Source organism: Citrobacter sp. R56 (assembly GCF_016811995.1).
Classification (GTDB): domain Bacteria; phylum Pseudomonadota; class Gammaproteobacteria; order Enterobacterales; family Enterobacteriaceae; genus Citrobacter_D; species Citrobacter_D enshiensis.
The window spans coordinates 3,612,751-3,634,921 of the sequence record NZ_CP069159.1 but is presented as its reverse complement, the minus strand read 5'-3'; the positions used below and the strand labels follow the sequence as shown (position 1 = coordinate 3,634,921).

The following is a 22,171-nucleotide window of genomic DNA, read 5'->3' as shown; positions in this document are numbered from 1 at the left end:
TGGTTGTAGTGGATGTCATTTCTTTTAGCAATATGTTTACAAAATAATTACAACAAAGCTCACATTGTTGCCGTTTTCTCCGGCACAAAAAATCAAAAGACAGGGGGCTTCCGGTGGCCTGGACTTCTCGCTTTCTGTGGTATCCGGTACACTGCATCCTGTCATTTACATTTATGCTGAAGGATATCCTCATGTACCAGGATCTTATTCGTAACGAACTGAACGAAGCGGCGGAAACGCTGGCTAATTTTTTAAAAGATGATGCCAATATTCACGCCATTCAGCGCGCAGCGGTCCTGCTGGCAGACAGTTTTAAAGCGGGCGGCAAGGTACTTTCCTGTGGTAACGGCGGCTCCCATTGCGATGCAATGCATTTTGCGGAAGAGTTGACCGGTCGCTATCGTGAAAACCGCCCGGGTTATCCGGCCATTGCTATCTCTGATGTCAGCCATATCTCCTGCGTCAGTAACGATTTTGGTTACGATTATGTCTTCTCCCGCTACGTTGAAGCCGTTGGGCGCGAAGGTGATGTTCTGCTGGGGATCTCCACGTCAGGAAATTCAGGCAACGTGATCAAGGCGATTGCTGCAGCGCGTGAAAAGGGAATGAAAGTCATCACCCTGACCGGTAAAGACGGCGGCAAAATGGCGGGCAGTGCGGATATCGAAATCCGCGTACCGCATTTTGGCTATGCTGATCGTATCCAGGAAATCCATATCAAAGTTATCCATATCCTGATTCAGTTAATTGAAAAAGAGATGGTTAAGTAAATCTTCGCTGGGGGCGTTGCGCCCCCGCTGTTGTGGAGGTGAAGTATGTGCGAACTGCTCGGGATGAGCGCCAATGTGCCCACCGATATCTGTTTTAGTTTCACCGGGCTGGTGCAGCGTGGTGGAGGAACCGGGCCGCATAAAGACGGCTGGGGAATTACCTTCTATGAGGGTAAAGGCTGTCGCACCTTCAAAGATCCGCAACCAAGCTTTAATTCCCCCATTGCGAAACTGGTGCAGGACTACCCGATTAAATCGTGTTCCGTGATTGCGCATATTCGTCAGGCGAATCGTGGGGAAGTGGCGCTGGAAAATACCCATCCCTTTACGCGTGAGTTATGGGGACGAAACTGGAGTTACGCCCACAACGGGCAACTCACCGGGTATAAATCCCTGGAGACCGGCAATTTCCGTCCCATCGGCGAAACTGACAGCGAAAAGGCCTTTTGCTGGCTGTTACACAAACTGACCGCCCGCTACCCGCGCACGCCGGGCAATATGACATCTGTCTTTAAATACATTGCCACGCTGGCAGGGGAATTACGCGAGAAGGGTGTTTTTAATATGCTGCTGTCAGACGGGCGCTATGTGATGGCGTTCTGCTCAACGAATTTGTACTGGATCACGCGTCGTGCGCCGTTTGGCGTGGCGACATTGCTGGATCAGGACGTTGAGATCGACTTTAGCTCGGAAACCACACCCAATGATGTGGTCACCGTGATTGCCACCCAACCGCTGACAGGGAATGAAGCCTGGCAAAAGATCATGCCAGGCGAATGGCGATTATTTTGTCTCGGGGAGCGCGTAGTTTGATGCCAGTTGCGGCTGGACCACTTCGTGGCTCAGCGGCTTGCTGACTACATAACGACCACCGGTAACCGAAATAGTCGGTGGTTTACGGGTCTGTTCAAAGTAGTCGTATCCCGGTTTTAACTGCGCCCAGAAATCTTTGTAATAGGAGTACTTATGGCGCTCCATGTTTGCATCGGTCATGCGGAACGGGTAAATGCTGACCTGAACGCTGGACTGGCCAAAGACCAGCGCGCCTGTAACAAACTGGAAAATCTCATCAATACCGCTATCGGTCATGGCATAACAGCCGACGGAAACGCAGGCACCGTGAATCATCAGATATTTCCCTTCATACCCGTGAGCGCGGTCATAAGCATTGGGGAAACCGATATTGATGGCTTTGTAGAAGCGGCTGTCCGGTTTGAGCTGACTGCGCTGAACGCTATAGAAGCCTTCAGGACTTTTGAAGTCGCCCTGGCGTTGTTTAGGGCCTAACCCACCGGAATAGTTGCAAATTTTGTAGCTGTCGAGCAATTGATACTGCTCGCCCATCTTGACGTAGAGATCAAGGGTGCGCTCTTCTTTGAAGATCTGAATATAGACCGGCGACCCCATCAACTGTTGCTTATACTCTTTGCTGACTGGCATGGTCGGGCTGCTGCTGCTCAGCAAACCGGCGAATGAGACGCACGGAATCAAAAGCATCGCAATAAACAATGCGATTTTACGCATACTGCTTTTTCCTTGATAAAACGGTTACACATGCCAGAACGGCAAAAGAGTCCCCAAATCGGACTAATCTGGATTTGGAGCGCTCACATTAGCACCACTGAAGTTTTTCGCAAGTCTCTCGTATAGCGTTTACAATTTAGTATTCCTTTATATAAGACACTAAAGGAAAGTTCAGTCGGAAACGGACGGATTTACGCTCTTTTTATTGCACATTAATACTGTATACTTAAACAGTGATGTGCGGGGGAGAGGGGAGATGCGTAAAATCATACATGTCGATATGGACTGCTTTTTCGCTGCGGTTGAAATGCGCGACAACCCCGCACTGCGCGATATTCCTGTTGCTATTGGCGGCAGTCGCGAGCGCCGGGGAGTGATCAGCACCGCGAACTATCCGGCGCGTAAATTTGGTGTGCGTAGCGCTATGCCCACTGGAATGGCGCTTAAACTGTGCCCTCATCTCACGTTATTGCCGGGGCGCTATGAGGCTTATAAAGAGGCCTCTTGCCAAATTCAGGCGATCTTCTCGCGTTATACCTCGTTGATCGAACCGCTTTCGCTGGATGAGGCTTATCTGGATGTTACTGATAGTACTCACTGCCAGGGTTCCGCCACGCTGATTGCCCAGGAAATCCGTCAGACGATCTTTAACGAGCTGCAATTGACGGCCTCTGCGGGAATTGCCCCAGTGAAATTCCTGGCAAAAATCGCCTCCGATCTTAATAAACCGAACGGGCAATATGTCATTGCCCCCGCCGATGTACCTGCGTTTATCAAAACGTTGCCGCTGGCAAAAATTCCTGGGGTCGGGAAGGTGTCTGCCGCCAAACTGGAGTCGATGGGGCTACGCACCTGTGAGGATGTGCAGCGCTACGATCTGGCGATGTTACTCAAACGCTTCGGCAAGTTTGGTCGGGTGTTGTGGGAGCGCAGCCAGGGCATTGATGAGCGGGATGTGAATAATGAACGGCTACGTAAATCGGTCGGCGTTGAGCGTACGCTGGCGGAAGATATTCATGAATGGGCCGAGTGCGAGGCGATCATTGAACGATTGTATCCTGAACTCGAACGACGTCTGGCAAAGGTAAAGCCGGATTTGCTCATCGCCCGCCAGGGCATCAAATTAAAGTTTAATGATTTTCAGCAGACCACGCAGGAACATGTCTGGCCTCGGTTAACGAAAGAAGACCTGATCGCCACAGCCAGAAAAACCTGGGATGAACGTCGGGGAGGACGCGGCGTCCGGTTGGTCGGATTACACGTGACGCTGCTGGATCCGCAACTGGAAAGACAACTGCTGCTGGGGCTTTGACCATGACGATTGACGTATACATTCGGGAATATCAACCTGATGATTTCGATGCGCTGTGCGAGATTTTCCTCAGCGCTATCAGAGAGGGAGCCAGTCAGGATTTCTCGCCGGAACAGATCGCCGCGTGGGCGCAAATTGATGAGATTGCCTGGCACCAGAAACTGCGGCAATCGGAGGGGCTGGTGGCGGTTTGCCAGCAGAGAATTGTGGGGTTCCTCACGGCCCGACAGGATTACATCGACCTGCTATTTGTCTTGCCGACCGCACAACGCCTGGGCGTGGCGACCTGCCTGCTTCACCATCTGGAACGACGGCATCCTGATACGGTTTTTTGGGTCGAAGCCAGCATCACCGCAAGACCATTTTTTCTTGGGCAAGGTTATCAGATAGTCAAAGAGCAACAGGTAGAGGCCAGAGGGGCGGTTTTTACCAATTTCGTCATGCGAAAGGCCGCGATGTGAAAATTGCCCGGTAAGCTGAACCTACCGGGCAGGAGAGCAACTTATTTGGCCGGAATCGCTTTCAGCAGTTCAGTCAGCAGGGTCCAGTAATGGCCTACGCTTTCGATATGAACCTGTTCATCCGGGGAGTGCGGACCGGTAATGGTTGGCCCAATAGAAACCATGTCCATATCCGGGTACGGTTTCTTAAACAGACCGCATTCCAGACCGGCGTGGATGATCTGGATGTTCGGCGTCTTGTTAAACAGACGCTGATAGGTTTCACGCACGAGGTGCATGACCGGGGAGTTGGCATCCGGCTGCCAGCCTGGGTAACCGCCTTTCGCCTGCGTTTTCGCGCCAGCCAACTTGCCCAGAGAATCCAGCATGCTGACCACGTAGTCTTTACCGCTGTCGATCAGCGAGCGGATCAGGCAGTGGATTTCCACGTTGTCGTCAGTCATGGTGACCACACCCACGTTCAGGGAGGTTTCGACGACGCCTTTCGCCACGTCGGAATTGCGGATCACGCCGTTTGGCGTGGCGTTCAACAGACGGATGAAGCCATCGCGAGAGGATGTGGTCAGCGCCGCTTTCTCGTTGGTAACGGCATCCAGCAGAACAACCAGATTTTTCTCTTTTGCCGCCAGTTCGTTTTTCAGGATTTCCTGATAAGTGTTCGCCAGGGCTTTCAGGGCATCGACTTTATCAGCGGCAACGGCAACGGTAGCAAAGGCTTCACGCGGGATAGCGTTACGCAGAGTACCGCCGTTGAAATCGATCAGACGCAGATCTAACTCTTCAGCATGGCCCGCCAGGAAGCGAACCAGCAGTTTGTTGGCATTACCCAGACCGACGTGAATTTCGCCGCCAGAGTGGCCGCCTTTCAGCCCTTTCAGGGTCAGTTTGAAGCTCTGGAAACCTGCGGGAACCGCTTCGCGGGTCAGCGGCAGGTTAGAGGTGAAGTCGATACCACCGGCACATCCCATGTAGATCTCACCTTCTTCTTCGGAGTCGGTGTTGATCAGAATGTCTGCCTGCAGCCAATTTGCCTGGAGGCCAAATGCGCCATCCATACCTGCTTCTTCGGTCATGGTCAGCAGCACTTCCAGCGGACCGTGCGCCACAGAATCATCGGCGAGCACCGCCAGAGCGGAAGCCATACCAATACCGTTATCCGCCCCCAGAGTTGTGCCGCGCGCTTTCACCCATTCGCCGTCGATATACGGCTGGATAGGATCTTTGGCGAAGTCGTGTACGGTGTCGTTGTTTTTCTGCGGCACCATATCGAGGTGCGCCTGCAGGACGACCGGCTTGCGGTTTTCCATCCCAGCGGTAGCAGGTTTGCGAATCAGGATATTCCCGACCTGGTCGCGCTCTACGTGGAAACCTTTCTCATTTGCCCAGCCGACAATGTGCTCAGCGAGTTGTTCTTCATGATAAGAAGGATGAGGAATAGAACAAATTTTTGCAAAAATATCCCACAACGGTTGTGGAGATAATTGAGACAGTTCAGACACGATGAGTCTCCTTGGCGATGTCCTGCGAAACTTTCTTGCAGGCCACAGGGTTAGCAGAATATAAAACACCACAAGTCAGGCTTGCGAGATGCAATTGAGAATACCACTTTATCCGGCGGCGGGTAGTAGAAAGCACGTAAAAGAGGGGCGGATTCCGCTAAACACTGGTTTTTAGCGCGTCAGATCTCTATAATCTCGCGCAACCTATTTCCCCCTCGAACACTTTTTAAGCCGTAGATACACAGGCTGGGACACTTCACATGAGCGAAAAATACGTCGTCACCTGGGACATGTTGCAGATTCACGCACGCAAACTGGCAAGCCGCCTGCTGCCTTCTGAACAATGGAAAGGCATTATTGCCGTTAGCCGTGGTGGTCTGGTACCGGGCGCATTGTTGGCGCGTGAGTTGGGTATTCGCCATGTCGATACCGTTTGCATTTCCAGCTATGACCACGACAACCAGCGCGAGCTGAAAGTGGTGAAACGTGCGGAAGGCGACGGCGAAGGTTTCATCGTGATCGATGACCTGGTCGATACCGGCGGCACCGCCGTGGCAATCCGTGAAATGTATCCCAAGGCACATTTTGTCACCATCTTCGCGAAACCGGCTGGTCGTCCGCTGGTGAACGATTATGTTGTTGATATTCCTCAGGATACCTGGATTGAGCAACCGTGGGATATGGGCGTCGTGTTCATTCCGCCGATTTCCGGTCGCTAATCTCTGAAATTTTCAACGCCCGGTAATGCCGGGCGTTGTTCTTTTTACTCACACACGCGTTACAATAGGCCTCAGTAAGTACCTATGGAGGCTGCACGAATGTCACAGGCTAACCTCAGCGAAACCCTGTTTAAACCCCGCTTCAAACACCCTGAAACGTCAACGCTTGTCCGTCGATTCAATAACGGGCCGTCGTCGTCTGTGCAGTCCACGCTGGATGGTAAAACCATTCCACACTGGTATCGCATGGTTAACCGTCTGATGTGGATCTGGCGCGGCGTTGATCCACGTGAAATCCTTGAAGTGCAGGCCCGCATTGTCATGAGCGAGGCCGAGCGGACAGACAAGGAGCTGTACGACACGGTCATCGGCTATCGTGGCGGCAACTGGATCTATGAATGGGCAAAACAGGCCATGGAGTGGCAGCAGAAGGCCAGCCAGGAGCAAGACGCGCAACTCAGCGGCCGCCACTGGTTACATGCAGCGACCTTATACAGCGTTGCCGCCTATCCACATTTGAAAGGCGACGATCTGGCGGAGCAGGCACAGGCTCTGGCGAACCGTGCCTATGAAGAGGCAGCGCAACGATTACCCGGTACATTACGTGAAATAGAATTCTCCGTGCCCGGCGGCGCGCCGATTACCGGTTTTTTGCATATGCCAAAAGGCGAAGGCCCGTTCCCAACGGTGTTAATGTGCGGGGGCCTCGATGCCATGCAAACCGACTATTACACGCTGTATGAGCGCTATTTCGCGCCGCGCGGTATTGCCATGTTGACGCTGGATATGCCGTCGGTGGGCTTCTCCTCAAAATGGAAATTGACGCAGGACTCCAGTCAATTGCATCAGCATGTCCTGAGAGCGTTGCCTGACGTTGCCTGGGTGGATCATACCCGCGTAGCGGCATTTGGTTTTCGCTTTGGCGCTAACGTCGCGGTACGCCTGGCTTATCTCGAAGCGCCTCGTTTGAAAGCAGTGGCGTGTCTGGGGCCAGTGGTACATGCGCTGTTAAGCGATCCGCAACGGCAGGGGGCAGTACCCGAAATGTATCTTGACGTTCTGGCTAGCCGTCTGGGGATGCACGATGCGTCCGATGAAGCTCTGCGGGTCGAACTGAATCGCTACTCTCTGAAGGTTCAGGGATTGTTGGGTAGACGTTGTCCTACGCCGATGTTATCGGGCTTCTGGAAAAATGATCCGTTTAGTCCGGAAGAGGAGTCGCGCTTAATCACATCTTCATCTTCGGACGGTAAGTTGATGGAGATCCCGTTTAATCCGGTGTATCGCAATTTTGACAAAGCTCTGAAAGAAATTGCTGAGTGGATCAATCAGAGATTGTGTTAAGAGATTGCTAAATTTTATCGATTTGGTAAAACAGTTGCTTCACCTAAGGAGATCGCAATGACGTTACCGAGTGGACACCCGAGAAGTAGGTTGATTAAGAAATTTACCGCGCTCGGCCCTTACATCCGTGAAGGGCAGTGCGAAGATAATCGATTTTTTTTCGATTGTCTGGCAGTTTGCGTCAACGTGAAGCCTGCGCCTGAAAAGCGTGAGTTTTGGGGATGGTGGATGGAACTGGAAGCGCAAGAGAAGCGCTTTACCTACAGCTACCAGTTTGGTCTGTTTGACAAAGACGGTAACTGGACCGCCGTACCCATAAAAGAGGCTGAGGTTGTGGACCGACTGGAATACACCTTACGCGAGTTTCATGAAAAATTGCGCGAGTTGCTGAAGTCTTTAAATCTGGCGCTGGAACCCGCTGAGAACTTTAAAGAGCCGGTTAAATTATCCGCGTAATAGATATTTGGCCGGATGGCTTCACGAAGCCATCCGGCCATCGCATCAGAATTGGTAGGTCATCCCCACAGCAACGATATCATCGTTGTTGATCGCGAGCTTATTGTCGCTGTCAAGTTGGTTGATTTTATAATCAACAAATGCGGACATATTTTTGTTGAAGTAATATGTCGCGCCGACATCGATATAATTCACCAGATCTTCATCGCCTACACCTTCAATATCTTTACCTTTTGACAGGACATACCCCAGCGACGGGCGCAGACCAAAGTCAAATTGATACTGGGCCACGGCTTCAAAGTTTTGTGTCTTATTCGCAAAACCACCCGAAATGGGGGTCATATTGCGGGTTTCGGAATAGAAGGTTGCCAGATAAATATCGTTAGCATCATATTTTAAGCCGGTCGCCCAGGCTTCCGCTTTATCACCGGTGCCCCGGCTTTGTAGATTTTGCTCATTGGTTCGGTCAGAGTTGGTATACGCGCCGCTGATGGCGAAATCACTGCCGCCGAAATCATAGGTCAGAGAGGTGCCAAAACCGTCGCCGTTTTGTTTTTTCACATCACGGTCTTCGTTTTTCCCCTGATACTGCAGTGTGATATCGAGGCCATCGATAACGCCAAAGAAGTCTGTATTCCTGTACGTCGCCAGACCGCTGGCGCGCTTGGTCATAAAGTTATCGGTCTGTGCGGAAGAGTCACCGCCAAACTCCGGGAACATATCGGTCCAGGCTTCGACATCATACAGTGCGCCCAGATTACGACCGTAATCAAAAGAGCCCATATTATTTAATTTCAAACCCGCGAAGGCCAGACGCGTTTTTTGTTGTGATGAATCGCTTTCTGCTTTGTTGGCGGCAAATTCTGCTTCCCAGCGACCATAGCCGGTCAATTGGTCATTAATTTGCGTTTCGCCCTTAAACCCAAAACGCACATAACTTTGGTCGCCGTCTTTACTGTCATTGTCGCTCATATAGTGCATTGCTTTCACTTTGCCATATACATCCAGTTTATTTCCGTCTTTGTTATAGACTTCTGCTGCGTGTACAGAGGCTGATGCAACAATACCCATCACCATTAATGCCAGAGAGCTCTTTTTCATTTTCATTCCTGATTTAAATAACGCACTAAAATTTGCTGGGTGCGATCCCCGTTAAAAAAACAGGAGGATTTTTAACGTTTGGCAGTGAAGGTTTTATGACAAATTAAGACTATTTTTAAAAAAGGGTGATTTATTATTACAGTAATAAAAACGTCAAAAATTGCCGCTACGCTTGCTGATCCTGCTCAACAAAGTCTCATGCTTTGTACGCTGGTTATTGGCAACCGCCGCCAGTCCTGCTAAAACGTTCGTTTGATATCATTTTTCCCACTTTGAACGGCAGAGAATCATGAGTGACAGTCAGACGCTGGTGGTAAAACTTGGCACCAGTGTGCTAACAGGCGGATCGCGCCGCCTGAACCGTGCCCATATCGTTGAACTTGTTCGCCAATGTGCGCAGCTACATGCCGCGGGGCATCGTATTGTTATCGTTACCTCGGGGGCGATTGCCGCCGGGCGTGAGCATCTTGGTTATCCAGAGCTCCCGGCGACCATTGCGTCTAAACAGCTGCTGGCAGCGGTAGGGCAGAGTCGTCTGATCCAGCTTTGGGAACAGCTATTTTCTATTTATGGCATTCATGTCGGGCAGATGCTGCTGACGCGTGCAGATATGGAAGATCGGGAGCGTTTTCTTAACGCCCGTGACACGCTGCGTGCGTTGTTGGACAACCACATCGTCCCTGTCATTAATGAGAACGATGCGGTTGCGACCGCTGAAATTAAAGTCGGCGACAATGACAATCTTTCTGCGCTGGCGGCGATTCTGGCCGGTGCCGATAAACTGCTGCTGCTGACCGATCAGCAGGGGCTGTTCACCGCCGACCCGCGCACCAACCCGCAAGCCGAGTTAATCAAAGACGTTTACGGTATTGATGACGCGCTGCGTTCGATTGCCGGGGACAGCGTTTCTGGCCTTGGGACTGGCGGTATGGGAACGAAGCTACAGGCGGCGGATGTAGCCTGCCGCGCAGGTATTGACACGATCATTGCCGCAGGCAGCAAACCGGGTGTCATTGGTGATGTGATGGAAGGTGTTTCCGTCGGTACACGCTTCCACGCGCAGGCTTCACCACTGGAGAACCGTAAGCGCTGGATCTTCGGTGCGCCGCCCGCCGGTGAAATTACCGTTGATGAAGGCGCCTCCTCGGCGATTCTGGAACGCGGTAGCTCGTTATTGCCAAAAGGTATTAAAAGCGTGACAGGTAACTTCTCGCGTGGTGAAGTGATCCGCATCTGCAATCTGGAAGGGCGTGATATCGCCCATGGCGTTAGCCGCTATAACAGCGACGCGCTGCGCCGTATTGCGGGTCACCACTCTCAACAGATTGACGCTATTCTTGGCTATGAATATGGTCCGGTTGCCGTCCATCGCGATGACATGATCACCCGTTAAGGAGCCGACGTATGCTGGAACAAATGGGTATTGCTGCCAAAGCAGCGTCGTATAAGCTGGCGCTGCTTTCCAGCCGTGAAAAAAACCGCGTGCTGGAAAAAATAGCCGATGAACTGGAAGCGCAAACTGAAAGCATCCTGATTGCGAATGCGCTGGACGTTGCCCAGGCGCGCGAAAATGGTCTCAGCGAAGCGATGCTGGATCGTCTGGCGTTAACGCCAGCACGCCTGAAATCTATCGCCGATGACGTTCGTCAGGTTTGTAATCTGGCCGATCCGGTCGGACAGGTGATCGACGGTGGTTTGCTGGATAGCGGCCTGCGCCTGGAACGCCGTCGCGTGCCGCTGGGCGTCATTGGCGTCATTTACGAAGCGCGTCCTAACGTCACCGTTGATGTTGCGTCCCTGTGCCTGAAAACAGGCAACGCTGCGATTCTGCGCGGCGGGAAAGAGACGTATCGCACTAACGCGGCGACGGTAAGCGTGATCCAGCAGGCATTAAAAGCCTGCGGTCTACCAGAAGCCGCCGTACAGGCGATCGACAGCCCGGATCGTGCGCTGGTGAACGAAATGCTGCGCATGGACAAATATATCGACATGCTGATCCCGCGCGGCGGCGCTGGGCTGCACAAACTGTGCCGCGAACACGCTACGATCCCGGTGATCACGGGCGGGATTGGGGTATGCCATATCTATGTTGACGACAGCGCAGAGATTGCGCCGGCGCTGAAGATCATCGTTAATGCTAAGACCCAGCGCCCGAGCACCTGTAACACGGTGGAAACGCTGCTGGTGCATCAGGATATCGCAGAGCGTTTTCTGCCTGCACTGAGCCAGCAGATGGCGGAGAGCGGTGTTACGCTGCACGCTGACGACGCGGCGCTGCCAACGCTGAAAGCGGGACCGGCGAACGTAGTGGCGGTGAAAGCGCAAGAGTACGACGACGAGTTTTTGTCGCTGGATCTGAATGTCAAAATCGTGACTGACCTCGATGATGCTATTGCCCATATTCGTGAGCATGGCACTCAACACTCTGACGCCATTTTGACGCGTACGCTGCGCAACGCCGATCGTTTCGTAAACGAGGTGGATTCATCTGCGGTGTACGTTAACGCCTCGACACGCTTTACCGATGGCGGCCAGTTTGGTCTCGGTGCAGAAGTGGCCGTGAGCACGCAAAAATTGCACGCACGCGGTCCGATGGGACTGGAAGCACTGACCACTTACAAGTGGATTGGCATTGGTGACGACACTATTCGTGCATAATTGACACCGGGTGATGCAAAAATAGGCGTTTGATTCGCAAGGCCATTGACGCATCGCCCGGTTAGTTTTAACCTTCTACCCCGTGTTCGCACTTGTGGACATGTCCTCATCAGGGCCGATATAGCTCAGTTGGTAGAGCAGCGCATTCGTAATGCGAAGGTCGGAGGTTCGACTCCTCTTATCGGCACCATGATATCAAGCAGTTAGCCCTTAAAATTCCACTCTCCTCTGAATACCAGCCAGTCATGTAAGCACTGTGTAAGCATCCGCAATGTATGCCAGTAGTCCTGACCAGCCACCAGCCACCAGCCACCAGCCACCAGCCACCAAAGTTAATATATCCGTTGAGTGCCAACTGCGGACGTAGCTTGCACGCTCTCTTGAGGGACAACCATACCCCAATCTCCCACATTGCAGGAGATTTGGGCATAAACACGTCACTGTGGAACAAAGACTGTAGACGACCTCGCTCTACTCATACCTGACGAGGATGAAACCGACGCTTCTTGTGCATATACGGTACAAGACTGAGCAATCCCAGTACTGCAAGCAGCACTCCTACCCACAGCGGTGATCTCAATCCATATCCAGCGTCGATTCCCAGCCCTCCAAGCCATGCGCCCATTCCCAAACCGATATTGATCACCGAGTTATGCACGGTATTGACCATCGGCCCAGCCTGGGCCGCCCTCATCACGCGAGCCACCATTGCAGGGTTCATCGTAACACCGACCAAACCGACCGCCAGCGCCATGGCAACACTGACAATGGGGATATGCGCCAACAGCGCAAAGACCACCAGCGCAGCCGTTAAAAGTGACAAACCCCAGGCCATGACAGGAAATGTGTGCTTGTCCGCATAGCGTCCGACTACAGCATTGCCCACGATGTTAGCAACACCGTAGCTACCAAGCAGCCAGGGGATCATCGCGGCAGAGAAACCGGACACTTCGGTCAGGATGGGGGTGAAATAGCTGAAGGCTGCAAAGGTGGAGCCGACAATCAGCGCACTGGTAGAATAGGCAGCCCACAGGTTCCAACTCCTGAACTCGCGCAACTCAGCCCCCAGGCTGATGGCGGTCGATGATGGGGAGCGTGGGACCCGCACCCCGATGACCAGCGCGCACACCACGGTCAGGATTGCCACTAGCCAGAAGCTGGCACGCCAGCCCATGTGTTGGTCAATCAATGTGGCCACAGGCACACCCAGCGCTGCCGCCAGCATCAAACCGCCCAGTACGATGGACGCTGCCCGTCCGCGCATATCTTCAGCCACAGTATCGGCGCAGATGGACAGCGCAGCGCCAAAGCAGGCCGATGCAGTCACACCAGTGAAGAAACGTGCCACGGTCATGACGGCATAGCTGTCGGTCACGGCAGCGACCGATTGCACCACCGTATACAGACCCAGCAACAACAACAAGGCCGTCTTGTTCGGCATGCGTAGCCGCAGCAGGCCAGCCGTCAGCAGTGGGCCACCCACCACCATGCCAAGCGCATACACGGAAATCAGGTAACCAACCTGAGTAACCGATACATCAAAGGCAATGGTCAGCGACGGCATCATGCCAGCGACCATGAACTCGGAGGTGGTCAACGAAAAAATCGTCAATCCAAGGATGTAGATGACTAGTGGCATGCAGAACTCCATTTTTTAACGTTCATTCCAATATTGGTTAAAATAAAAGGCCAAAAGGCCTTTGTGAGTATTCGCCGCCTGCTTAGAGCCTGGCCAGCGTACCCTTTATCACATCTTCAAGAAACTCGCGATCCGGCATGGACTGGCCCAGCACACGCAGGCCGTAATAGCTGCTTAGAAAGGCTCGCGATAACTCCAATGCTGAGGACTCTGAGGACACTTCGCCATTGCGCTGTCCAACTGTAAATAGATGGCATAACACCTGCTCCAGCTTGAACACATACACACGGCTGATCTCGGCAACGACCGGATCTTTGCCAGCACGGTCGAGCACGGCAAACAGGGCCATACAGCCTCGACCTCTGTTTGGGCCCAAATCGTCCTCGATGCCCCAGCGCATCAGAGCAAGCAAACGCTCTTTGACGGAACCAGGACCATTGAGGATGTCCGCTTGCGCCTGAAGGCCTTGCTCCTGGTAACGGCGCAAGGCTATCTCATAGAGCTTCTGCTTGTTGCCAAATGCATTGTAGAGGCTGCCGCGTCCCAGGCCCGTTCGTTCGCACAGCTCCTCGGCGGAAGCACCGTCGTAGCCGTTCGACCAAAACACGTCCATTGCCGCCTTGATAACTGCGCTGTCGTCGAATTTTCTAGGTCTTCCGCTCATAAGAATGTCGAAATAATTGAATGCCAGTTAGTTGTTATTCGGCATAAACATATCCATATTTTAACGATCGGTCAAATATTGACTGACCTAAAGAACGGTTTGCACACGCTGCCGCCCGATCTTCCAGGACACACCGCTACGGCACAAGGTTGAATCCCATGCCATCGTCCTGTTTCACGTAGAGCCCGCTGGTGAGTATGATGCATCACCGTTAGCTGGCTGCGCTTCTCGGCCACGGCTGTGGCATCTTCCGGTGCTTATCTGCCTGAGAGGGTATTACTGCACGCAACAAGGCTGGCCCCGAGCCTGTCTGCTACGTGCTGTGAGTTCAACGGGGAGCAGGTCAGGCCAAATTCAGTGTGCTACTACATCACCCTCAGCATGGTATTGATGCTGGCATTCGGCCTGAAAGGGCTGCTGCCGTGGGCCATTACGGCCCGGCCTTTGCCATCCCGCGCGGCGTGGTACTGCTGATTGGCATCATCTGTTTTGCGGTGTTTCTGGCCGCGGCACCGTCGCACCGGAGTTTGTTGGTTGGGCGCATATCGCCCTGAATGTCGGCAGCAAGGCGGATCCAATTTCGCTCAATGCCGCTGGCCTTCTGCTTCATCCCGCCGTTGGTTATATGCCCAATGAGTATGTTGTCACTCAGGGACATAAGATCCATTTTGCTATGGTAGATATGGCGGTAGATGCCAAAACAATTAAAAGACAATTACTGGAATTAGCCCATGATTGCGCGGGAGTCGCGGCTGATGGCTTGCCACTTCATAAAGCAGTGGCTGCAATATAATCTACTATTGCAGCCACATAACTGTTATCCGTGCTTAATCATCACATGACGCACCACGGTGTAATCTTCCAGCCCATACATCGACATATCCTTACCGTACCCGGAGAGCTTCTGCCCGCCGTGCGGCATTTCGCTGACCAGCATAAAGTGGGTATTTACCCAAGTGCAACCGTACTGCAGGCGGGCGCTGAGACGATGGGCACGACCCACATCCTGGGTCCAGACCGATGATGCCAGTCCGTACTGGGAATCGTTGGCCCATGACAGCACCTGCTCTTCGTCGTCGAACACAGTGACACTCACCACCGGGCCAAACACCTCGCGCTGGATAATTTCATCGCCCTGTTTCGCCCCGGCCAGCAGAGTTGGCTGGTAATAGTAGCCTTTGCCGCCAGCCTTGTTACCACCGGTCACTACCCGAATGTGCGGCAGCGCTTTGGCGCGCTCCACCGCCTCGCTGACGCGTGCCAGATGGGCGGCGGAACTGACCGGGCCAAGCTCGGTGGTTTCATCGTCCGGGGCGCCCATTTTCAGGCTGGCCACGGCGACACCCAGTTTTTCTACCAGGGTGTTATAAACCTCTTTCTGGGCATAGATCCGGCAAGCGGCGGTGCAGTCCTGCCCGGCATTGTAGAAGCCAAAGGTGCGCACCCCCTCCACCACTGCATCAATATCTGCATCGTTAAAGACGATCACCGGCGCTTTACCGCCCAGCTCCATATGGGTGCGCTTAATCGACGGCGCGGTGTGGGAAATAATGTGCTCGCCCGTGGCGATAGAGCCGGTCAGCGATACCATGCGCACTTTTTCGTGGCCCGTCAGCGGGTCACCTACGGTTTTACCGCGACCAAACAGCACGTTCACCACCCCGGCAGGGAAGATATCTTTCGCCAGTTCGGCCAGTTTCAGAGCCGTAAGTGGAGTGATTTCCGAGGGTTTGATCACCACGCAGTTGCCCGCCGCCAGCGCCGGACCCAGCTTCCAGGCCGCCATCATCAACGGGTAGTTCCACGGGGCGATCGACGCCACCACCCCCACCGGATCGCGGCGGATCATCGAGGTGTGACCTTCCATGTACTCCCCGGCGGCCAGGCCGTTCAGACAACGGGTTGCACCGGCGAAAAAGCGGAACACATCGGCGATGGCCGGGATTTCATCGTTAAGCACGCAGTGCAGCGGTTTGCCGCAGTTCAGCGATTCAATTCTGGCAAAAGTTTCGGCATTCTGTTCAATCACATCAGCCAGCTTCAGCAGGCACTCGGCACGCGCTTTTGGCGTAGTCTGCCCCCACTGCTGGAACGCGCGATCGGCAGCCTGTACCGCCGCATCGACCTGGGCAGGCGTGGCTTCGGCAATCTGCACCAGCACCTCGCCGGTTGCCGGGTTATACACGGGCTGCAGTTCACCTTCACCCACCACCAGTTCGCCATTTATCAATAAGTTGTGTTGCATAGCCGACTCCATCAGTGATCGTTGTTATGTTCTGAGTTAGTTACAGAGATTGTTCTGCGTTCAGTCGTTTCGCATGTTCAATGGCATCGTCTTCCGGTGCGTTTGAACGCCCGAACGGTCGCGCCAGCACCATGTACATCAGCCCGGACACCACCACCACCGCCAGCCCAACCAGCACCGTCCAGCGGTCGATAAAACTGCTGCTCTCGGCAGGTTGCGCCAGCAGCCAGATCCCGCACAGGCCATAGGCCAGCGCCATCACGTTAACCAGCATTCCCCAGCCGCCCACGCTCCACTCCCCGGCAGGTTTCCAGCCTTTCAGGCGCTGGCGCAGGGCAGCCAGTACCACCATCTGGAAGGAGATATAGATACCGATAACCGCAAAGGCGGTGATGCGCGCGAGGTTGTCTGGCTGGAAATAGACCCACACGCAGATGGTCACCGGCAGCAGACAGCTGACGATCATCGCGTTGTCCGGTACGCTGTTTTTCGACAGCTTCGACATCCAGGTGCTACCCGGTAGCATCTGGTCGCGGGAGAAGGAGAAAATCAGGCGGCTTAACGCGGCCTGCAGCGACAGAATGCACGACAACATGGCAATCACCGCGATGATGATAAATACCGTGGCACCGGTTTCACCGAGGGCTTCGTTGAGAATCGCCGGGATCGGATCGGTGATTTTGCCGTTGACGATGTTCATCAGGTTCGGCGACGCCAGCAGGTAGCCGAGGATCGATACCATCGCCGAAAGGGCGCCAAACACGATGCTGAGGATCATCGCAATTGGGATTTTTTTGCTCGGGTTTTTCACCTCTTCCGCCACGTTGCCGCAGGCTTCAAAACCGAAGAACATGAACAGGCCGATCAGCGCCGCCGCCATAAACGCGGGCTGGTAGCTGCCGTCTTTCGCCAGCACGCCCATGGAGTCAAACAGCACCGAGAAGGGCTGCGCGCGGTGGAACAGCAGCAGATAAATCCCCAGCGCAATGACGCTGACGATTTCACACCAGAAGCCAATACGGGCGACCCGCGCGAGGTTTTTGGTGCCCGACATGTTCACCGCCATCATCAGCAGCAACAGCACCACCGAGGTGATCAGCATGTTGCCTGCTGAGATCGCATAACCGAACAACGAGCCGACGAAGGTGGCGGTATATTCTGCTACCGAGGTGATGGTCACGACCAACGCCCACAGATAAATCCAGGCGGCGATCCACGCGTATTTTTTGCCCCACAGGCGACGTGCCCACGGGTAAAGCCCCCCGGTAATCGGGTATTGCGAGGCCACTTCACCAAACACCAGCGCCACAAGAAGTTGCCCGCAGGCCACGATCGGGATCCACCAGACTGCCGGTGGCCCCGCCAGCGTCACCGCCAACGCAAACAGGGAATAGACCGCCGTTAGCGGCGAGAGGTAGGTGAACCCGAGCGAAAAGTTAGAGATGAGTCCGATGGATCGGTTAAATTGCGGTTTTGTATCGCTATGAATTGTTTCACTTTTCTTGCCAGAAGTCTGTTCCATACGTTTTTCTCTGTGTTGTTGATGTGTCGCAGGTAACACGGATCAAGGTATAGAGGAGCGCCAGAAGGCCGTACAGTCTCGTTGTCGTGATTTGTTAAAATTTGTAAGGATATGTCACGTTTTTGTTACTGTTTTTCTGATTTTTCCGTGATGCTTATCACGATATCGCCTTTGCATCGACAGAAAACCGCGTTTTTTGCTCCTTTTTCCCGCTCGTTTTTTACACCTACGTCACAAAATTCAAACAATTTGAGCGCTATATGCCCATTTCTCAAAAATGTAGATATTTTTAATTTATGGCGGCGAAATGCACAGCCCTGTCTCCTGAAGACTTTCTGAGAGGATTGATTTTGATGAATGCACTTACTGCTGTAAAACAGCCTGACGATGCGTTATCCCGTAGCAGTCTCCGCGTCTGCTGGAACTCATGTTCTGTGCAGAGGTCACGCAGCAATTCCTGCGGGAGGTAGAGCAGTGGCCCGTGCAGGCGCTGGAATACAAATCCTTTCTGCGCTTCAAAATCGCGAAGATCCTCGATGACATGTGCGGTAACCAGCTCCAGCCGCTGCTGCTGAACACGCTGCTCAGCCGTGACGAAGTGATCGACGCGGTGGGAATCGATAACGTCGATAACTCAGATAGCTACCTGCGCCAGCCCCATCGCGTGCTGGAGCTGCACAACGACGGTACCTTCGTGGAGGAGTTGACCGACTACGTGCTGATGATGAAAATCGACGAGCAGAACATGCAGGGCGGTAACTCCCTGCTGCTGCACCTGGACGACTGGGAGGGGCTGGATCAGTTCTTCAGCCACCCGCTGACCGCGCCGCCGAGTAAAAACGTCACCGCGGATGTGTTCCACCCGGTGTTTGACGTCGACCAGCAGGGTCGGCCGGTGATGCGCTATATCGACCAGTTCGCCCAGCCGAAAGATTTTGCCGAGGGCGCCTGGCTCAGCGAACTGTCTGACGCGCTGGAAGGCAGCAAAAACATCCTCTCCATTCCGGTGCCAGTGGGGAAATTCCTGCTGATTAATAATCTGTTCTGGCTGCACGGCCGCGATCGCTTCACCCCACACCCGGACCTGCGCCGCGAACTGATGCGTCAGCGCGGCTATGCGGGCCGGACTCTTCCACCAACAAAGAACAGTCAGATTCGCAGGCCGAGATCCGCCGACTCCAGAAGGAGCTGAAGCGGGTTACTGACGAACGGGACATATTAAAAAAAGCCGCGGCGTACTTCGCAAAGCTGTCTGACAGAGGTACGCCTTTATCCGTGACAACACCTGTTGCTGTTCTGTTCGTCTGCTCTGTCGGGGGCTGGATGTTCATCCGAGTGGGTTTTACCTGGCTGCAGCAGCCGCATTCACTACGGCATCAGGCAGATCTGAGGCTGACAGGACAAATCAAACAGTTCTGGCTGGAGTCCGGTTGCGTTTATGGCTATCGCAAGATCCATCTCGACCTGCGAGATAGCGGGCAGGTGTGCGGAGTTAACAGAGTCTCGCGGCTGATGAAGCGTGTCGGGATAAAGGCTCAGGTCGGGTATCGGAGCCCACGGGCACGCAAAGGTGAGGCCAGTATAGTTACACCCAACAGGCTCCAGCGACAGTTCAATCCGGATGCTCCGGATGAATGTTGGGTAACGGACATAACCTACAGTGTGCCCGGAGTTCAGGGCGAGCATGGAGGCTCAAACGAACCACGAGTCTGTCTGGAATATTGAAACGGTAACTCATGACGAGAAGCCCAACAATTCCACCGGGTGCGACCGTGGAGAACCTGAGCGGCAGTGACCTGCGGCATGCCTGCAGGGTGATGCAACCCGCTGACAACGGGGATTGAGGCGAGATCACTAAACCGAGATGATCCTCAAGGTTGAGTGCTGAAGGGCTGAAGAACATGAACCCGTTAATCCGCCTCTGTGGGTTGAAAACGTCACCACGGCCTACGTGATCTGACAGGCCGTGCAGAAGGAACTGGCAGTGATATGTAAGCACTGCCAGTCGAAGGTGTTTTGACAAGTATGCGAAACACCGGGACTGCAGCGCCCATCACGCTCGCGTTTCTGACTTTTGCCAATACGCCGTCAACAATTATTTTATGCCTCATGTTATTCACTATTTCTATGGAAGGGGCGACACTATTCCTCAGATTAGCTTTTTAACACGCTGAGCCACATCATAAGTAAATGAAGCTGGCTTCCGGTCATTGCTGGCACTTTAACCGCCTGACCTCGTTCTACGTCGCATAACGCGAGCGACTAACGCCATGTTTTAGGAGCGACTGTATGTAAATCAGCCGTTATGATTGCAATACATGCAGAGTCATAAGGATTGAGACGTGGACACAGTCGAGGAACTAAACGGAACATACTTCTACGCGGGGCGTTCAAACCTCACCGCCGCCGAACTTTTTTCATGGTCTTCTGTGAAAATGTTGTAGATCAACTTGGTTTAGGTCTTGTTGATTTCGGTGCTGTAGTTGCCGTTGTATCTGGGCGTAACACTCTCCCTACAAGGGCAAAACCAAACGGTGCTGAGAAGGGGACATCTTATGCGTCTAAAGCCTCACGAAAAGTTTTCAAAAAAGCGCAGTTCCCTTTCGGTATCAAACTACCTTCCGTTATTGGTGGTTATCCACCTTCTACAATCAGGATTAGGGCTGTAGCTAACATTGGAACATGAATCGCCACAGGTTTAACAGACACCTTAGAGTCATTTATGGACTGGCCCCGCCCCGGTAGACGATCCTGCCCTATAGCTAAAACTGTTTCCTGGTGACCATAATCCACGTAAGCCGATGAGCGAAAATACCATCAGTAAGGCGCTGCGCACGATGGCCTGTAGTGCTCTGTAAGCAGTTCAGCAGCAACTTTAATAGTCGGTGTTTTTGCCTGGATTATCACTTTTGTTTCTCTTGTCTTATGTATTATTGCTGCGGCTCAATATTGAGAATAAAAAATAAAATAACCAGAATAAATTTTGGAAATAATTTATCCACAATGTTAATTATTGATTAATTTAAAGTAACATCCCGTAAAGTTTGAGTTTTTATTTCTCATAGACGAGAATTTACATATCATGATATAATGTGACAGAAAAACATGCAGGTTATTAACCTGCCAGTAATCTAAATAAATTTTTGAGGAGACTATTCCAGTGGGACGTAAATGGGCCAATATTGTTGCTAAAAAAACGGCTAAAGACGGTGCAACGTCTAACGTTTATGCAAAATTCGGTGTAGAAATCTATGCTGCTGCTAAACAAGGTGAACCAGATCCAGAATCAAACTCATCTTTAAAATTCGTTATTGAACGTGCGAAACAAGCACAAGTTCCAAAACATGTTATTGATAAAGCAATTGATAAAGCCAAAGGTGGCGGAGATGAAACGTTCGTGCCAGGCCGTTATGAAGGCTTTGGACCAAATGGTTCAATGATTATCGCTGAAACATTGACTTCAAATGTTAACCGTACGATTGCTAATATCCGCTCAATTTTCAATAAAAAAGGCGGGAATATCGGTGCGGCAGGTGCTGTCAGCTATATGTTTGACAATACTGGAGTGATTGTATTTAAAGGAACAGACCCTGACCATATTTTTGAAGTTTTGCTTGATGCTGAAGTTGAGGTTCGTGATGTAACCGAAGAAGAAGGAAACATCATTATTTATACTGAACCTACAGACCTTCACAAAGGAATTGCAGCTCTAAAAGCAGCTGGAATTACTGAGTTTTCAACAACAGAATTAGAAATGATTGCTCAATCAGAAATTGAACTTTCACCAGAAGATTTAGAAATCTTTGAAGGACTTGTTGATGCCCTTGAAGATGACGATGATGTTCAAAAAGTATATCATAACGTTGCAAATCTCTAATTATAAATTAAAGAAATCTGTCGTTATGGCAGATTTTTTAACTTATAGGTTTGTTATGAAGAAAATATATCTAGCCAGATATATTGATTATAAGAAATAGATAAAAACCACTATTGAAATTCCTGGTCTTAACTATCTGATGATAGACGGCAAAGGAGCACCTGCAAGTTCAGCTTTTCAAAACGCGATTCAATTTTTATATGCGACGGCTTATATTATGACTTCAGTGACAGCCAGTTTATATAAGAGTGTAAGATGGAGTGAGAGACCTGTGGGCCAAGGCGCGATGAAATAAGGTCAGTCGTCAGATCTGGAAAGCAGGATATAACGGATGAAAACTGCGCGAAAAACGTAATGCATTTACGGTAGAAAATCAAAGT

At 52.3% G+C, this 22,171-nt stretch carries 18 protein-coding genes, 1 tRNA gene and 4 pseudogenes; 15 read left to right on the top strand and 8 right to left on the bottom strand.

Translation table 11 applies throughout. The annotated features are described in order from the left end of the window. The first annotated feature begins 191 nt into the window (after positions 1-191). Positions 192-770, top strand: a complete 579-nt coding sequence (gene lpcA, locus JM656_RS17205) for a D-sedoheptulose 7-phosphate isomerase (RefSeq protein ID WP_103776897.1) — start codon at positions 192-194, stop codon at positions 768-770. A gap of 45 nt (positions 771-815) precedes the next feature. After that, on the top strand, positions 816-1,583 hold the full coding sequence (locus tag JM656_RS17200; protein ID WP_203358823.1) for a class II glutamine amidotransferase: 768 nt from the start codon (positions 816-818) through the stop codon (positions 1,581-1,583). Here JM656_RS17200 and dpaA read toward each other — a convergent pair. Beyond that, entirely contained in the window at positions 1,554-2,294 is a 741-nt protein-coding gene (dpaA, locus tag JM656_RS17195; RefSeq protein WP_203358822.1) for a peptidoglycan meso-diaminopimelic acid protein amidase, read from the bottom strand. The two genes, JM656_RS17200 and dpaA, sit on opposite strands and share 30 nt — an antisense overlap. A 256-nt stretch (positions 2,295-2,550) precedes the next feature. Between dpaA and dinB the strand changes: the two genes are divergently transcribed. Then, on the top strand, positions 2,551-3,606 hold the full coding sequence (dinB, locus tag JM656_RS17190) for a DNA polymerase IV (RefSeq protein ID WP_203358821.1): 1,056 nt from the start codon (positions 2,551-2,553) through the stop codon (positions 3,604-3,606). 2 nt (positions 3,607-3,608) lie between these two features. Beyond that, positions 3,609-4,067: a GNAT family N-acetyltransferase gene (locus JM656_RS17185; protein ID WP_203358820.1), complete on the top strand. Its 459-nt coding sequence runs from the start codon at positions 3,609-3,611 to the stop codon at positions 4,065-4,067. Between the two features lie 41 nt (positions 4,068-4,108). On the opposite strand, the gene pepD is transcribed toward JM656_RS17185, so the two are convergent. Beyond that, a complete protein-coding gene (gene pepD, locus JM656_RS17180) occupies positions 4,109-5,566 on the bottom strand; it encodes a cytosol nonspecific dipeptidase (RefSeq protein WP_203358819.1) in 1,458 nt (485 codons plus the stop codon). A 260-nt stretch (positions 5,567-5,826) separates the two neighbouring features. On the opposite strand from pepD, the gene gpt reads away from it, so the two are divergent. The 3 genes from gpt (at position 5,827) to crl (ending at position 8,085) form a co-directional block, all read left to right on the top strand. Beyond that, positions 5,827-6,285, top strand: coding sequence for a xanthine phosphoribosyltransferase (gene gpt, locus JM656_RS17175; protein WP_203358818.1), 459 nt, complete (start codon positions 5,827-5,829; stop codon positions 6,283-6,285). 99 nt (positions 6,286-6,384) lie between these two features. Continuing rightward, positions 6,385-7,629: an esterase FrsA gene (gene frsA, locus JM656_RS17170; protein WP_203358817.1), complete on the top strand. Its 1,245-nt coding sequence runs from the start codon at positions 6,385-6,387 to the stop codon at positions 7,627-7,629. 57 nt (positions 7,630-7,686) lie between these two features. Continuing rightward, a complete protein-coding gene (gene crl / locus JM656_RS17165) occupies positions 7,687-8,085 on the top strand; it encodes a sigma factor-binding protein Crl (RefSeq protein ID WP_192611196.1) in 399 nt (132 codons plus the stop codon). 45 nt (positions 8,086-8,130) lie between these two features. On the opposite strand, the gene phoE is transcribed toward crl, so the two are convergent. Then, positions 8,131-9,186, bottom strand: coding sequence for a phosphoporin PhoE (gene phoE, locus JM656_RS17160; protein ID WP_203358816.1), 1,056 nt, complete (start codon positions 9,184-9,186; stop codon positions 8,131-8,133). Between the two features lie 289 nt (positions 9,187-9,475). On the opposite strand from phoE, the gene proB reads away from it, so the two are divergent. From proB to JM656_RS17145, 3 genes are all read left to right on the top strand, one after another. After that, the gene (gene proB, locus JM656_RS17155; protein WP_203358815.1) at positions 9,476-10,579 is read left to right on the top strand and encodes a glutamate 5-kinase; all 1,104 of its coding nucleotides are present in this window, start codon (positions 9,476-9,478) and stop codon (positions 10,577-10,579) included. 11 nt (positions 10,580-10,590) lie between these two features. After that, the gene (gene proA, locus JM656_RS17150) at positions 10,591-11,844 is read left to right on the top strand and encodes a glutamate-5-semialdehyde dehydrogenase (protein WP_203358814.1); all 1,254 of its coding nucleotides are present in this window, start codon (positions 10,591-10,593) and stop codon (positions 11,842-11,844) included. A gap of 114 nt (positions 11,845-11,958) precedes the next feature. Next, positions 11,959-12,034 (top strand) — tRNA-Thr (locus tag JM656_RS17145). A gap of 285 nt (positions 12,035-12,319) precedes the next feature. Here JM656_RS17145 and JM656_RS17140 read toward each other — a convergent pair. The 3 genes from JM656_RS17140 to JM656_RS17130 form a co-directional block, all read right to left on the bottom strand. Beyond that, the gene (locus JM656_RS17140; RefSeq protein ID WP_203358813.1) at positions 12,320-13,483 is read right to left on the bottom strand and encodes an MFS transporter; all 1,164 of its coding nucleotides are present in this window, start codon (positions 13,481-13,483) and stop codon (positions 12,320-12,322) included. An 82-nt stretch (positions 13,484-13,565) separates the two neighbouring features. Continuing rightward, positions 13,566-14,096 carry a TetR/AcrR family transcriptional regulator gene (locus JM656_RS17135; RefSeq protein WP_238929164.1) on the bottom strand — a complete coding sequence of 177 codons (531 nt, stop codon included), beginning with the start codon at positions 14,094-14,096 and terminating at the stop codon, positions 13,566-13,568. Positions 14,097-14,577: 481 nt separating this feature from the next. Further along, entirely contained in the window at positions 14,578-14,805 is a 228-nt protein-coding gene (locus JM656_RS17130) for a hypothetical protein (RefSeq protein WP_203358811.1), read from the bottom strand. On the opposite strand from JM656_RS17130, the pseudogene JM656_RS22360 reads away from it, so the two are divergent. After that, a pseudogene (locus tag JM656_RS22360) lies at positions 14,710-14,940 on the top strand (5-methylcytosine-specific restriction endonuclease system specificity protein McrC); the annotation flags it as partial. The gene JM656_RS17130 and the pseudogene JM656_RS22360 sit on opposite strands and share 96 nt — an antisense overlap. 24 nt (positions 14,941-14,964) lie before the next feature. Here the strand turns inward: JM656_RS22360 and patD are convergent. Both patD and JM656_RS17120 read right to left on the bottom strand, forming a co-directional pair. After that, the gene (gene patD, locus JM656_RS17125) at positions 14,965-16,392 is read right to left on the bottom strand and encodes an aminobutyraldehyde dehydrogenase (RefSeq protein ID WP_203358810.1); all 1,428 of its coding nucleotides are present in this window, start codon (positions 16,390-16,392) and stop codon (positions 14,965-14,967) included. A gap of 40 nt (positions 16,393-16,432) precedes the next feature. Continuing rightward, a complete protein-coding gene (locus JM656_RS17120) occupies positions 16,433-17,914 on the bottom strand; it encodes an APC family permease (protein ID WP_203358809.1) in 1,482 nt (493 codons plus the stop codon). 403 nt (positions 17,915-18,317) lie between these two features. Between JM656_RS17120 and JM656_RS17115 the strand changes: the two are divergent. The 4 genes and pseudogenes from JM656_RS17115 to JM656_RS17105 form a co-directional block, all read left to right on the top strand. Next, positions 18,318-19,106, top strand: a pseudogene (locus JM656_RS17115) (carbon starvation induced protein CsiD); the annotation flags it as partial. After that, positions 19,034-19,573, top strand: a pseudogene (locus tag JM656_RS17110) (IS3 family transposase); the annotation flags it as partial. The pseudogenes JM656_RS17115 and JM656_RS17110, both read left to right, overlap by 73 nt. A 683-nt stretch (positions 19,574-20,256) precedes the next feature. Next, positions 20,257-20,597 (top strand): annotated as a pseudogene (locus JM656_RS22355) (STM2901 family protein); the annotation flags it as partial. Positions 20,598-21,074: 477 nt separating this feature from the next. Continuing rightward, positions 21,075-21,791 carry a YebC/PmpR family DNA-binding transcriptional regulator gene (locus JM656_RS17105; protein ID WP_203358807.1) on the top strand — a complete coding sequence of 239 codons (717 nt, stop codon included), beginning with the start codon at positions 21,075-21,077 and terminating at the stop codon, positions 21,789-21,791. Positions 21,792-22,171: the final 380 nt, after the last annotated feature.